The organism is Alsobacter sp. SYSU BS001988, from assembly GCF_054796215.1.
In genome coordinates this window covers 70,135-82,823 of sequence record NZ_JBTAMK010000008.1, presented here as the reverse complement: position 1 = coordinate 82,823, position 12,689 = coordinate 70,135, and the positions used below count along the sequence as shown (strand labels likewise).

Below are 12,689 nucleotides of genomic sequence, written 5' to 3'. Positions count from 1 at the left end.
CATGAACCCTGTCGGCACGATGGATCTGCTCGGCTTCGGCCCCGGAGGATGGGGCCCGGCCATGCTGACGGCCGCCGCGATGACGATCGCGGTGGCGCTGACGGGATTCGTGTTCGGCGCGCTGATCGGCACGCTGGGAGCGTGGGCCAAGATCGGCGGCGGCGCGGTGGCGCGCGGCGTCGCGGACGCCTACACGACCGTGCTGCGGGGCATCCCGGACCTCTTGGTGATCTACCTCTTCTATTTCGGCTCCAGCGCCGTGCTGACGCCGATCGGGCGCTTCTTCGGCGCGGAGGGGTTCGTCTCGCTGCCCGGCTTCATGGCCGGCGCGCTGGCGATCGGGGTGGTTTCGGGCGCCTATTTCACCGAGGTGTTCCGGGGCGCCTACAACACCGTGTCGCGCGGCGAGCTCGAGGCCGCCACCGCGACCGGCATGACGCGGCTGCTGCGGTTCCGCCGCATCGTCGCGCCGCTGACGCTGCGCTTCGCGCTGCCCGGCCTCGGCAATGTCTGGCAGCAGGTGCTGAAGGAATCGGCGCTGATCTCGGTGACGGGGCTCGTCGAGATCCTGCGCCAGTCACAGATCGCGGCCGGCTCCACGCGCCAGCCCTTCACGTTCTTCATGGCGGCGGCGGTGCTGTACCTCGTGATCTCCACCGCGTCCGGCTGGGGCCTGTCGCGCGCCGAGGCGCATTTCACCCGCGGCCTCAGGAGGGCGTGATGGACTTCGCCTTCCTGTACGAGACCCTGCTGACGCTGCTGCCGGGCGTGCCGCTCACCCTGAAGCTCGCCTTCTCGGCGGTGGCGCTCGGCGCGGTGCTGGCCTTGGGGCTCGCGATGATGCGCCTGTCGGGCCTGCGCGCGCTGGACTGGCCGGCGCGGGTCTACGTGTTCCTGTTCCGCTCGACGCCGCTCCTGGTGCAGATCTTCCTGATCTACTACGGCCTCGGGCAGTTCCGCGAAGTCCGGACCAGCTGGCTCTGGCCGTTTCTGCGCGAACCTTACTGGTGCGCCGTGCTGGCGCTGACGCTGAACACCGCCGCCTATGCGAGCGAGATCTTCCGCGGCGGGCTCCTGGCCGTGCCGCACGGCCAGATCGAGGCCGCCCGCGCCGCCGGAATGAGCCGGGGCCTGCTGTTTCGCCGCATCGTGCTGCCGGTCGCCATCCGCCAGGCCCTGCCGTCTTACGGCAGCGAGCTGATCCTGATGATCAAGGCCACCGCGCTGGCCTCCATCATCACCCTGATGGAGGTCACGGGGCTCGCCGCCAAGCTGATCGCCGAGACCTACCGGGCCATCGAGGTCTTCATCGTGGCGGGCTCGATCTATCTCGTTCTCAACTTCGTCGTGACCCGGCTCGTGCTGGCCGCCGAGCGCCGGCTCACGCCGCATCTGCGCCCTGCCCCATCGGTCGCGATCCTCAATGATGGAGGCGCGGCGTGACCGCAGTTCCGGCCGTCCGGCTCACCGACCTGCGCAAGAGCTTCGGGCCGCTCGAGGTGCTCAAGGGCGTGTCGCTCGAAGCCCACGAGGGCGACGTGGTGTCGATCCTGGGCTCGTCGGGCTCCGGCAAGTCGACCATGCTCCGCTGCATCAACATGCTGGAGACGCCGGACGGCGGCGAGGTCGCAATCGCGGGCGAGGTGATCGGGCTGAAGCAGACCCGGCACGGCATGCGCCCGGCGGACCGCCTGCAGGTCGATCGTATGCGCTCGCAGATCGGCATGGTGTTCCAGAGCTTCAATCTCTGGTCGCACATGACCGTGCTGGAGAACGTGATCGAGGCGCCCATCCACGTGCAGAAGCGGCCGCGCGCCGAGGCGATCGCCGAGGCCGAGGCGATCCTCGCCAAGGTCGGCATCTCGGACAAGCGCAACCACTACCCGGCGCACCTCTCGGGCGGGCAGCAGCAGCGCGCCGCCATCGCGCGGGCGCTGGCGCAGCGGCCCAGGGTGATGCTGTTCGACGAGCCGACATCCGCGCTCGACCCCGAACTCGTGGGCGAGGTGCTGCGCGTGATGCGCGCGCTCGCCGAGGAGGGCCGAACCATGCTGGTGGTGACGCACGAGATGGGCTTCGCCCGCGACGTCTCCAACAAGGTCGTCTTCCTGCACAAGGGCGTCGTGGAGGCGCAGGGCGCGCCCGGCGAGGTCTTCACCAACTCCACATCCGAGCGCTTCCGCCAGTTCCTGGCGGGCTGAACGCGCCAAAAACGCAATAAAGGGGAACAAGATCATGAAGCTGAGAACCATCATCGCTCTCGCGCTGCTCGGCGCCGTTTCGTCCGCCGCGCCCGCGTTTGCGCAGCAGCAGAAGGTGCGTTTCGCCACGGAGGGTGCGTTCCGTCCGTGGAACTGGACCGAGGCCGACGGCTCGCTCGCGGGCTTCGAGATCGATCTCTACAAGGACCTGTGCAAGCGCGCCGAGCTCGACTGCACCATCCAGTCGCAGGCCTTCGAGGGCGCCATCCCGGCGCTCAACGCCGGCAAGTACGACGCCATCATCTCGGGCATGTCGGCGACGCCGAAGCGCGAGGAAGTGGTGCTGTTCACGGTCCCTTACGGCTCGACCGGCCAGAGCTTCGGCGTGTCGAAGGTGGGATCGCTGAAGGAACTGCCCGACACGGGCCAGCTCTTCCCGCTTTCCACGCCCGCCAACGAGGCCGCCGCCCAGGCCGAGATCGACAAGCTGAAGCCCGTCCTCAAGGGCAAGGTGATGGGCGTGCAGACCGCCTCCATCGCGGCGTCCTTCGTCGACAAGTACCTGAAGGGCGTGGTCGAGGTGCGCGAGTACAAGACCACCGAGCAGCACGATCTCGACCTCGCGGCCGGCCGCGTCGACCTGATCATGGCGTCCATGGCCTATCTCACCACGGCGGCCTCCAAGCAGGGCAACGAGGACATGGTCATCACGGGCCCGCGCTTCCAGGGCGGCGTGCTGGGCCGGGGCAGCTCCATCGGGCTGCGCAAGGGCGACGAGGCGCTGAAGGCCAAGCTCGACAAGGCCATCATGGCGGCCAACGCCGACGGCACGATCGAGAAGCTCAGCCAGAAGTATTTCGGCTACGACGTCAGCGTGAAATGACCCGAGGAGCCCGCCGCCGGAACGCCGGCGGCGGGCTTCGCCTTTCTCGCCCGCGCCGGGCCGGGCTGCGCTTACTTCTTCGTCTTGCTGTTGCCGATCTCCCGATCCCACTTGTCGAACATCGCGACCAGCGGCTTTGAATCGAGCGGCGGCTCGGTCGGGTTGTCGGAGATCATGGCCGCGTATTCCTGGCGGCCGAACTTGGCGATCGTCTGCTGGCTTTCCTTGGGCGCCATGTCGATCGTCACGCCATGGATGGCGGGCCCGGGATACATGTATCCGTGATCATACATGTAGGCCTGCTGCGCCGGCTCGAGCAGATAAGCCATGAGGGCGAGAACGACGTCGAGCTTCTCGGGGGACACGCCCTTGGGAACCGCCATGTAGTTGGCGTCCCCGACCCAGTGGAAGCCCTTCAGCGTCGCCACCTTGAACTGCTCCGGGACGATGCCGAGATAGCGCGGATTGATGTCCCAGCCGGTGGTGGTGGCGATGATGTCCCGCGATCCCTCCGCCAGCTCCTTCATCGTCGCCGTCGTGCCGGACGGATAGTACTCGATGCAGGTGTTCATCTCCTTCAGATAGGCCCAGGTCTTGTCCCAGCCATTGATGGGATCTTGCGGGTCCTTGTCGCCCAGGAGGTAGGGCAGGCCCATCACGAAGGTCCGTCCGGGCCCTGAATTGGCCGGGCGGGCGTACATGAAGCGGTTCGGGTGCGCCTTGCACCAGGCCAGGAGCGCTTCCGCCGTGTCGGGGACGGACTTCAGCTGCTGGGGATCGTATTCCAGCAGCGGGCCGGACGGATACCAGTCGAGCACGAAGGCCTGCCCTCGCGCCATCTTCTGCATGGCGTAGGCGCCGGGCAGATAGAGCTTGTCGAGCGCGGGGAAGCGGTCGGCGTATTTCGGCAGGATCTCCAGCCAGATGTTCTGCTCCATGCCGGCCGCCAGGGCGTCGTTGCCGGTCAGCACGAAGTCGATGTCCACCCGGCCGGCGTCCTGCTGCGCCCGAAGCTTGCCGGCGAGTTCCGGCGCCGTCGCCTTGGTGAACACGAAGCGGCTCACCAGGTCGGGATGCTCCTTCTGGAACTTCTCCAGGGCGGGCTGGCTGATCTGGAGGTCGCCCGCCACGTCGATCACGTTGAGGGTCAGCGGCGCTTTCGGCTTGGCCGGAGCCTTCGCCGTCTGGGCGCAGAGCGGCGCCAGCGCGCCGAACGCCATCAGGGCCGCTGTCGCCAGCAGATATCTCAAAGGGGACGCCATGTTCGTTCTCCTCTCGGGGGGTCGAGGTCAGGATGCGGTTCCGCCACGCGGCGCGAGAGCGTCGCGGCCGCCGGCGGATCAGGGTGGACCGGGCGATCGGGATGGCGCTGCGGCGCGGATGCCGGGACGTCGGGCGCCGCCGGCCCTCGTCTGCGCCAGCCTGGCGGCCGGCCGTGCGCCCGCCGTGCTGGCGCGGACCACCAGCGCCGTCGGAATGGTGAGGAGGCTGGGCGTGGTCTCGCCCGTGTCGATCATGCGGATCAGCAGGTCCACCGCGGCGGCTCCCGCATCGGCGCAATGCCCCGCGATGGTGGTCAGGGGCGGATGGGTCGTCGCCGCGAGCACGTCGTCGAAGCCGACCACGCTCACATCGCCCGGAATGGCGATGTCCCGGACCTGGTAGCCCGCCACCACGCCCTGGGCGACCAGGTCGTCGAAGGCCAGCACGGCCGTGACGCCGGTCCGGATGAGTTCGTCCACCACCGCCCGGCCGGCCTCATAGGTGGGTCGATGGGCGGGAACGGCCTGCAGCGCGACCCCCAGCCGCTGGGCGGCGGCGGCGACCGCCGTCTCTCGCTGCTGGTTGGCCCAGGATGCGGCCGGACCGCTGACATAGGCGATGCGCCGATGGCCAAGGCCGACAAGATGGGTCAGGGCGCTGGTGATCCCGCCCGCGACGTCCATGAGGACGCGGGTCACCTCGGGAATGTCGCGATTGATCAGCACCGTCGGCTTCTGCGACGCATGGTGCAGGATCCGGGCTTCCGCCTGGCGCGGCGAGGCGACGACGAATCCGTCGACCTGGACGGCCATCTTGGAGAGCAGCACGTCCTCCCGGTCGGGGGTTTCGTCCGAATCGCCGATCAGGACCGCATAGCCGGCGGCGTCCGCCCGGGCCTGCGCCGCCCTGATGAGGGGCGGAAAGAAAGGGTTGGCGATGTCCGGCACGAGCAGCGCGATGGCGCCGAACCGGCCCGTGCTGAGCGCCCGCGCGATGCGGTTCGGCACATAGCCGATCTCGTCTGCGACCCGCCGCACATGGTCCGCCACCGCAGCGCTCAGAAGATTAGGCCGTGAGAAGGCGCGCGACACCGTCGCCTTCGACACTCCAGCGCGCGCGGCGACGTCGGCGATCGTGAGTTGTCGTGTCACCGAGCCACCTCTGCAACCGGTTGCATAGAATGATGGCGGCGCGCTTTTCGTGTCAAGCCGCGATGGCGCGGTCGCCCGCGCTGCGAGCAACGACGGTTTTTCCGAGCGCTTTCCCGAGAAGAGCGCATACTGGAGGATCGGCCTTGCCCAAGACGCCGCAGGCCGACTTCTGGACGAAGCGACCCTCGTGGCGCCTGGGACGCGCACGCGCCTGGGAGACATCCCATGATAACGGCCCATCCGACCGTCCTCCTGACGGAGGACGAATGGCTTGTCGCGCTGTCGATCAGCGAGGAACTGGAGCTCGCCGGGTTCGAGGTGGCGGGGCCTTTCGCCCGGTGCAGCGACGCCGAGACCTGGCTGAAGGACGCCCGGCCGGACTGCGCCGTCCTCGATCTCAGGCTCCAGGACGGAGACTGCACGGCGTTGGCGACCGAGGTCAGCCGCCGCGGGATCCCGATCGTGATCCTGTCCGGCTTTCAGCGCCGGACATGCCCCGTCCAGATCGGCGCGAGCGCCTGGCTGGAGAAGCCGCCCTACCCGGGCGCCGTCGGCGCGGCCGTCCACGCCGTCCTCGACCAGGCGCTTGCGGGACGCGCCGATGCGGGCGCCCAGCCTCGTCGGTCACGGCCGCAAGGCGCGCTCAGGTCGCCGGCGTGAAGGGCTTCGCGCCCACGGCCTGCGCCCGCGGCGAAGGTCACGTCGCTAGATCGCCGAGACTAGGCCCGATGCCGTGCCGAGGGCGTCGCAGGGGGTGTATTCTGACCGTGCAGACGGCTTAAGAGCGTATCCACCCCGGCATGGCGCTGGCCTGCCATTCGCGTATGCGATCGGAACGGCTCGAAGACCCCGCCTGTCAGCGAACTCCAAACAGCATTGGAGAGCCGCAATGAAAACAGAAGCGGTCCAAACGGAGGATACGCCGCCGGGCTAGTCCTGATGGGACCTTATCCTTGGAAGGTCAGCCCTTCGGGCCGCAGTCCGAAGGGCTCGTTTGTGATGCGGACCCTGGTCCCGGACCGGTCCGCGGCCGCCGTCCCTCCGCGACAAGCGCGGCTCCGACAAGATTCCGAACAGCGGCGGGCTCTCCGCCCATGGCCTTCTCCCCCGGCGCCGTGGCTGGCGAACAGGCGCGCGTGGTCACAGCCAGGCTTTAATCCTGCTGCTCACCGCCGAGGCCGAGATGCCGTAGCGCTCGTGCAGGGTGGGCAGCGCGCCCGCATGCAGGAACTCGTCGGGCAAGCCGATATGCCTGAACTTCGGGTGGACGCCCGCCTGGAGCAACGCCGAAGCCACCGCGTCGCCGAGGCCGCCGATCACCGTGTGGTTCTCGGCCACGACCACGAGACGCCCGCCCTTGCCGGCCTCGCGCAGGATGGTCTCCACGTCGAGCGGCTTGATGGTGGGCACATGCAGGACTGCGGCTTCGACCCGGTCCTCTGAGAGCAGCTTGGCGGCCTCCAGCGCCCGCATGGTCATCAGCCCGGAGGAGATGATCAGCACGTCTTGGCCGTCCCGGATCGTCTTGGCCTTGCCGAGCTCGAAGCTGTAGCCGTACTCGTCCAGCACGACCGGCACCTGGCCGCGCAGCAGGCGCATATAGACCGGCCCCTGATGGGCCGCGATGGCCGGAACCGCCTGCTCGATCTCGTGCGCGTCGCAGGGATCGATCACCGTCATGCCGGGCATGGCGCGGAACAGCGCGAGATCCTCCGTCGCCTGGTGGCTCGGCCCGTAGCCGGAGGTCAGGCCCGGCAGCGCGCAGACGATCTTCACGTTGCGGTTCTCTTCCGCGATCGTCTGGTGGATGAAGTCATAGGCGCGGCGCGACGCGAACACCGCGTAGGTCGTGCAGAAGGGCGTGAAGCCCTCCGCCGCCAGGCCCGCCGCGGCGCCGAACAGCAGCTGCTCGGCCATGCCCATCTGATAGCTGCGGTCGGGGAAAGCGGCCTGGAAGATGTGCAGGTCGGTGTATTTGCCGAGATCGGCCGTCATCCCGACGATGTCGGGCCGCTCCTTGGCCAGCGCGACCAGCGCGTGGCCGAAGGGCGCCGGCCTGGTCTTCTGCCCCTCGGCCGCGATCGAGGCGATCATCGCCGAGGTGGTCAGGCGCGGCTTGCCCCCGGGGGCGTTCGGCGCGGCGGTCATGCGGGCCTCCCATCGTCCAGCGCCTGCAGCGCGAGCCGCCATTCATGGGGGTCGACGCGGATGAAGTGGTTCTTCTCGCGCGCCTCCAGGAAGGGCACGCCCTTGCCCATGAGCGTGTCGGCGATGATCATCTTGGGCCTCGGCTGGTCGTCGGCCCTGGCGGCGTCGAAGGCGGCGACCACCGCGTCGACGTCGTTGCCGTCGATGCGCTGGACGTGCCAGCCGAAGGCCGCGACCTTGTCGACCAGCGGCTCGAAGGCCATGACCTGCGAGGACGCTCCGTCGGCCTGCTGGTTGTTCACGTCGACGATGGCGATGATGTTGTCGAGCCTGTGGTGCGCGGCCGACATCATGGCCTCCCACTTCGAGCCCTCGTCGAGCTCGCCGTCGGAGAACAGGACGTAGACGCGGGACGACGACGCCTTGCGCTTCAGGCCGAGCGCCATGCCGACCGCGATCGACAGGCCGAGGCCGAGCGATCCGCCCGACATCTCCATGCCCGGCGTGTACTGCGCCATGCCGGACATCGGCAGCCGGCTGTCGTCGAAACCGTAGGTCTCGATCTCGGCTTCCGGGATGATCCCGGCCTCGATCAGCGCCGCGTAGAGCGCAATGGCGTAGTGCCCGTTGGACAGGAGGAAGCGGTCGCGGCCCTCCCAGGAGGGGTCTTCCGGGCGAAAGCTCATGGCGTGGAACCAGGCCGCGGCCAGCACGTCGGCGATGTCGAGCGCCTGGGCGATGTAGCCCTGGCCCTGCACCTCGCCCATGCGCACGGCGTTGCGGCGGATGCGGTAGGCCCGCTCGGCGATGCTGGGCGCGTTCGCGCCCGGCGGCGTAGGCGTGGTCATGGTCTGCTCCCGGGTCGGAGATCAGTGGATGAGCATGCCGCCGTTCACGTCGATGACGGCGCCGGTGACGTAGGCGGAGAGGTCCGAGGCCAGGAACAGGTAGATGTTGGCCACGTCCCGCGCCTCGCCCAGGCGGCTGAGCGGGATGCCCTTGATGATGTCGGCCTTCATCTCGGGCGTGAGCTTGTCGCCGGTGATGTCGGTCTGGATCAGGCCCGGCGTGACGCAGTTGACGCGGATGCCGTCGGGCCCCAGCTCGCGCGCCATCGCCTTGGCGAGGCCCAGCACGCCGGCCTTGGCGCCGGAATAATGGGGGCCGCCGAAGATGCCGCCGCCGCGCTGCGCCGAGACCGAGGACATGCAGGCGATCGAGCCCTGCCGGCGGGCCCGCATATGCGGGATGAAGGCCTGGCTGAGATAGAGCACGCCGGTCATGTTCACGTCGACGACCCGCGTCCAGTCCTCGGGACGGACGTCCATCACCTTGAGCGGCTGCGTGATCCCGGCGTTGTTGATCAGGATGTCCACGGCGCCGAAGGCGGCCAGCGCCTGCTCGGCGGCTCGGCGGCAGCTGGCGAGGTCGGCGACGTCGCAGCCGAAGCCGACATGGCCGGCGCCCAGCTCCTGCGCCGCCTCGGCCGCGCCGTCGGCGTCGACGTCCAGGATGGCGACCCGCGCGCCCTGTTCGGCGAAGAGTTGCGCGGTGGCGCGTCCGATGCCCCGTTTGCTGGCCGCGCCGGAGATCACGGCGGTCTTGCCCCTCAGCAGCATGCGCTCCTCCTCGCCTGATCCTGTGCCGGACCGTGGAGAAGAGGTAGCATTGCGCCTCCTTCACCCACAAACGAGAAAAGCGCGGCGGCGGGCTGTTTCAGGCGGCGAAAACGACGCCTAGCGTCCGTCCGCCTCCGGCCGCGGCGCCGTGGTGACGATCCAGACGCCCGCCAGGATCACGGCGGCTCCCGCCAGGTCGCGCAGGCTCACGGTCTCGCCGATGAAGATCACGGCCAGCAGCGTCGCCCAGACCGGCAGCAGATAGCCGATCATGGCCGCCCGGGTCGGGCCCGCCCGGCGGATCAGCGTCATGAAGATGGTGATCGGGATGGCGGTGGCGACGAGCCCCAGCGCCAGCAGGGCCGGCAGGTTCGCGGCGATCTGGCCCGCCGCCGCGTCCCGGGTGAAGGCCAGCGCGAGCGAGGTCGCCGCCAGCGCCGAGACGGTCTGCTGCCCGAGCGCCATCCGGGCCGGCTCCACGTCGCGCACCGTCCGGGCGTAGACGTTCCCGACGGCGTAGCTGAGCGACACGGCGGCCATCGCCAGCACGCCGAGCGCGCCGGCGTCTGCGTCCAGGAAGGCGGCGGGCCCGATCAGCACCGCCATGCCGACGAAGCCGATGGCGACGCCCACCGTCCGCCGCACCGTGAGCCGCTCCTCCGCGAAGGCGAAATGCGAGATCACCGCCACCATCAGGGGGCCGGAGGCCTGGATCATCGAGCTCAGCCCGGCCGTGATCTGCGCCAGCGCATAGGCGGTGAGCACGTTGGGCAGCCACCCGTTCAGGGTGCCCAGCATCAGCCAGGGCGCGATCTCGTTGCGGCGCGGGACCGGGCTCCGCCCCCGCAGCACGAACCACGCCGAGAGCGCCAAAGCCGCCACCCCCGCCCGGCTCGCCGCGACCACGAACGGGTGCACCCCGCCGGCGAGCTTCATGAACAGGAAGCCCGAGGACCACAGCAGCGAGCAGGCCAGCAATCGCCCGATCAGGGAGGCGTTGGACAGCGGGGGGACGGCGGCCACGTCAGGCGCCGACGAGGTCGATCAGGGCCGGGATCAGCGGCTCGTCGGCAGGCGGCATCGGGTAGTCGCGCAGCCTGTTCGGCCGCACCCATTTGAGGGCCTGGTGCTCCTTCTGGATCACCAGCCCCTCCCACCGCTTGCACGCCCAGAGCGGCATCAGCAGCTGGAACGTCTCGTAGGTATGGCTCGCGAAGGTGAGCGGCGCGAGGCACGCCTCCTTGACGGCGATCCCGAGCTCCTCGTTCAATTCGCGGATCAGCGTTTCCTCGGGGCGCTCGCCGGGCTCGACCTTGCCGCCCGGGAATTCCCACAGGCCGGCGAGCTGCTTGCCTTCGGGCCGCTGGGCGATCAGGACGCGCCCATCGGCGTCGATGAGGGCGCAGGCGGCGACGAGGACGATCTTCACGGCGGCGGCTCCAGGCGGGTTTCGCCGCGCGCTTATAGGGCATTTTTCGCGCCGTGGCCTCCCGCACGGCGCATGCCGGAGCCCGCGCCTATTTGCCCGACAGGATCGCCTCGACCGTATCGTCCTCCTTGACGGTCACCTCGTCATACATGGCTCCGCCGCGCAGGAAATACTCGTCCTCGGGCAGCCAGACGAGGGTCGTCGAGACGATGTAGCGGCCCGCCTTGACGTCCTCGAACTTGAAGGACCCGTCCTTGTGGGCCTTCTGCTTGCGCATGAGTTCGGCGTAGCGGGGATCGGCGGGAGCGACGGACCGCCCCAGGAAGGCGCGGTTATAGTGTTTCTCGCCGAACAGCTTCTTGAAACGCTCGAGCGCGTAGGGCGTGGCCGGGATCAGGTAGACCCACTCGCCGCCGGCGGTGACGAAGTTCCCGTTCGGCTTGCGCAGGAAGGCGCTGCCCTTCACGGTCCCGGTCCCCGGCGCGAGCTGCGCCCTGGCCTGCGCCGCCAATGGCGTCGTCGAAGGACGTCTCGATCGGCTGCTGGACCAGGCAGCCGCCCAGCAACAGGGCGGCCGCGCAGAAGATCACCGGAAGTTTCGACATGCCAGGCTCCTCGACGGGAGCTTGGGCGGACTCTCAGGTCAGGACAACACAAGCTTGGCGCTTGTCGGGTTGCGCCCGCCGCGTCAGCTGCGGTAATCGCCGTTGATCTCGACATACTCCTTGGTGAGGTCGCAGGTCCACACCGTCGCCCTGCCGCTCCCCAGCCCGATGTCGACCCGGATGTCGATGTCCTGGCCCTCCATATAGGCGGAGACCTTTTCCTCGTCGTAGGCCATGTCGCGGGCGCCGTTCACCGCTACGCGATGCGGGCCGAAGGAGATCGCGAGCCGGTCGCGGTCGGCCGGTTCGCCCGCCTTGCCGACGGCCATGACCACCCGGCCCCAATTCGCGTCCGCGCCCGCGATGGCGGTCTTCACCAGCGGCGAGTCGGCGATCGACTTGGCGATGCGGCGCGCCGAGGAGGCGCTCACCGCGCCCTCCACGGTGACGCCGACGAAGTGGCGCGCGCCCTCGCCGTCCTTCACCACCTGGTGGGCGAGGTCCAGCAGCACGCCGTCCAGCGCCTTGCGGAAGCCGGCGAGCCGCCGGTCCGAGGCCTCGTCGATGCGCGGGCAGCCTTTGGCCGCGGCGGCCCCGGTGGCGAACAGCATCAGCGTGTCGGAGGTGGACGTGTCGCTGTCGACCGTGATGGCGTTGAACGAGCCCTTCACCGAGCGCGACAGCATCGCCTGCAGGGCCTCGGCGGCGATCGGCGCGTCCGTGAACACGAAGGACAGCATGGTGGCCATGTCGGGCGCGATCATGCCCGCGCCCTTGGCGATTCCGCAGATCACGACCTCGACGCCGCCGATGCTGGCCTTCGCGGTCGCGCCCTTCGGATAGGTGTCGGTCGTCATGATCGCCTTGGCGGGCTCCAGCCAGGGCGCGTCGACGGCGCGGCCGGCGCAGTCCTGCAGCACGCCCTCGAACTTGCTGGCGTCCAGCGGCTCGCCGATGACGCCCGTCGACGCCAGGAAGATCTCGCCCGGCGCGCAGCCCAGCGCCTTGGCGGCGATGTCGGCGGTGAGCTTCACGGCGGCGGCGCCGGTCTTGCCCGTGAACGCGTTGGCGTTGCCCGAATTGACCACCAGGCCGCGGGCCTTGCCGCCGGCCAGCGCCTTGCGGCACCAGTCGACCGGCGCGGAGGGGCATTTCGAGCGGGTGAACACGCCCGCCGCCGTCGTGCCCTCGGCCAGGCGCAGCAGCAGGACGTCGGTGCGTCCCTTGTAGCGGATCCCGGCGGCCGCGGTGGCGAAGGCGACGCCTTCGACGGGCGGCAGGTCCGGGAAGGACGCAGGGGCGAGCGGAGAGACGGCGGTCGCCATGACGGGCCTCGATGGGGCGATGGGGAGCGGGAGGGCCGCCGGGCCGGCGGCGGCTCCGAAGCGGG

General features: G+C 69.5%; 14 protein-coding genes. 5 read left to right on the top strand and 9 right to left on the bottom strand.

Annotation, left to right across the window (positions count from 1 at the left end; genetic code table 11):
- The first annotated feature begins 1 nt into the window (after position 1).
- Genes ACYVO7_RS15960 through ACYVO7_RS15945 form a run of 4 tightly spaced genes read left to right on the top strand, consistent with a single transcriptional unit; the run spans position 2 to position 3,084 of the window.
- Positions 2-721, top strand: a complete 720-nt coding sequence (locus ACYVO7_RS15960) for an ABC transporter permease (RefSeq protein ID WP_460450794.1) — start codon at positions 2-4, stop codon at positions 719-721.
- Positions 721-1,443: an ABC transporter permease gene (locus tag ACYVO7_RS15955; RefSeq protein WP_460450793.1), complete on the top strand. Its 723-nt coding sequence runs from the start codon at positions 721-723 to the stop codon at positions 1,441-1,443. Before ACYVO7_RS15960 ends, ACYVO7_RS15955 begins: the two co-directional genes overlap by 1 nt.
- A complete protein-coding gene (locus ACYVO7_RS15950) occupies positions 1,440-2,201 on the top strand; it encodes an ABC transporter ATP-binding protein (RefSeq protein WP_460450792.1) in 762 nt (253 codons plus the stop codon). The genes ACYVO7_RS15955 and ACYVO7_RS15950 overlap by 4 nt, the downstream gene beginning before the upstream one ends.
- A gap of 34 nt (positions 2,202-2,235) precedes the next feature.
- Positions 2,236-3,084, top strand: coding sequence for a transporter substrate-binding domain-containing protein (locus ACYVO7_RS15945; protein WP_460450791.1), 849 nt, complete (start codon positions 2,236-2,238; stop codon positions 3,082-3,084).
- A 71-nt stretch (positions 3,085-3,155) separates the two neighbouring features.
- On the opposite strand, the gene ACYVO7_RS15940 is transcribed toward ACYVO7_RS15945, so the two are convergent.
- On the bottom strand, positions 3,156-4,346 hold the full coding sequence (locus ACYVO7_RS15940; RefSeq protein ID WP_460450790.1) for an extracellular solute-binding protein: 1,191 nt from the start codon (positions 4,344-4,346) through the stop codon (positions 3,156-3,158).
- A 78-nt stretch (positions 4,347-4,424) separates the two neighbouring features.
- Entirely contained in the window at positions 4,425-5,498 is a 1,074-nt protein-coding gene (locus tag ACYVO7_RS15935) for a LacI family DNA-binding transcriptional regulator (protein WP_460450789.1), read from the bottom strand.
- Positions 5,499-5,723: 225 nt separating this feature from the next.
- Here ACYVO7_RS15935 and ACYVO7_RS15930 point away from each other — a divergent pair, with 225 nt between their 5' ends.
- Positions 5,724-6,158, top strand: a complete 435-nt coding sequence (locus ACYVO7_RS15930; protein ID WP_460450788.1) for a response regulator — start codon at positions 5,724-5,726, stop codon at positions 6,156-6,158.
- Positions 6,159-6,638: 480 nt separating this feature from the next.
- On the opposite strand, the gene ACYVO7_RS15925 is transcribed toward ACYVO7_RS15930, so the two are convergent.
- The 7 genes from ACYVO7_RS15925 to argJ form a co-directional block, all read right to left on the bottom strand.
- Positions 6,639-7,646, bottom strand: a complete 1,008-nt coding sequence (locus ACYVO7_RS15925) for a transketolase family protein (protein WP_460450787.1) — start codon at positions 7,644-7,646, stop codon at positions 6,639-6,641.
- Positions 7,643-8,494 carry a transketolase gene (locus tag ACYVO7_RS15920; RefSeq protein ID WP_460450786.1) on the bottom strand — a complete coding sequence of 284 codons (852 nt, stop codon included), beginning with the start codon at positions 8,492-8,494 and terminating at the stop codon, positions 7,643-7,645. The genes ACYVO7_RS15925 and ACYVO7_RS15920 overlap by 4 nt, the downstream gene beginning before the upstream one ends.
- A gap of 21 nt (positions 8,495-8,515) precedes the next feature.
- Positions 8,516-9,265, bottom strand: a complete 750-nt coding sequence (locus tag ACYVO7_RS15915) for an SDR family NAD(P)-dependent oxidoreductase (RefSeq protein WP_460450785.1) — start codon at positions 9,263-9,265, stop codon at positions 8,516-8,518.
- Between the two features lie 117 nt (positions 9,266-9,382).
- Positions 9,383-10,288 carry a DMT family transporter gene (locus tag ACYVO7_RS15910; RefSeq protein WP_460450784.1) on the bottom strand — a complete coding sequence of 302 codons (906 nt, stop codon included), beginning with the start codon at positions 10,286-10,288 and terminating at the stop codon, positions 9,383-9,385.
- A gap of 1 nt (position 10,289) precedes the next feature.
- The gene (locus ACYVO7_RS15905) at positions 10,290-10,694 is read right to left on the bottom strand and encodes a (deoxy)nucleoside triphosphate pyrophosphohydrolase (protein WP_406855018.1); all 405 of its coding nucleotides are present in this window, start codon (positions 10,692-10,694) and stop codon (positions 10,290-10,292) included.
- Between the two features lie 88 nt (positions 10,695-10,782).
- Positions 10,783-11,160 carry a carboxypeptidase regulatory-like domain-containing protein gene (locus ACYVO7_RS15900; RefSeq protein WP_460450783.1) on the bottom strand — a complete coding sequence of 126 codons (378 nt, stop codon included), beginning with the start codon at positions 11,158-11,160 and terminating at the stop codon, positions 10,783-10,785.
- A 222-nt stretch (positions 11,161-11,382) separates the two neighbouring features.
- Positions 11,383-12,624: a bifunctional glutamate N-acetyltransferase/amino-acid acetyltransferase ArgJ gene (gene argJ, locus ACYVO7_RS15895; RefSeq protein WP_460450782.1), complete on the bottom strand. Its 1,242-nt coding sequence runs from the start codon at positions 12,622-12,624 to the stop codon at positions 11,383-11,385.
- Between the last annotated feature and the right edge of the window lie 65 nt (positions 12,625-12,689).

Coding starts and splice junctions, on each gene's coding strand:
- ACYVO7_RS15960 (WP_460450794.1), top strand. CDS start 2: ATGAACCCTGTCGGCACGATGGATCTGCTCGGCTTCGGCCCCGGAGGA.
- ACYVO7_RS15955 (WP_460450793.1), top strand. CDS start 721: ATGGACTTCGCCTTCCTGTACGAGACCCTGCTGACGCTGCTGCCGGGC.
- ACYVO7_RS15945 (WP_460450791.1), top strand. CDS start 2,236: ATGAAGCTGAGAACCATCATCGCTCTCGCGCTGCTCGGCGCCGTTTCG.
- ACYVO7_RS15940 (WP_460450790.1), bottom strand. CDS start 4,346: ATGGCGTCCCCTTTGAGATATCTGCTGGCGACAGCGGCCCTGATGGCG.
- ACYVO7_RS15930 (WP_460450788.1), top strand. CDS start 5,724: ATGATAACGGCCCATCCGACCGTCCTCCTGACGGAGGACGAATGGCTT.
- ACYVO7_RS15925 (WP_460450787.1), bottom strand. CDS start 7,646: ATGACCGCCGCGCCGAACGCCCCCGGGGGCAAGCCGCGCCTGACCACC.
- ACYVO7_RS15920 (WP_460450786.1), bottom strand. CDS start 8,494: ATGACCACGCCTACGCCGCCGGGCGCGAACGCGCCCAGCATCGCCGAG.
- ACYVO7_RS15915 (WP_460450785.1), bottom strand. CDS start 9,265: ATGCTGCTGAGGGGCAAGACCGCCGTGATCTCCGGCGCGGCCAGCAAA.
- argJ (WP_460450782.1), bottom strand. CDS start 12,624: ATGGCGACCGCCGTCTCTCCGCTCGCCCCTGCGTCCTTCCCGGACCTG.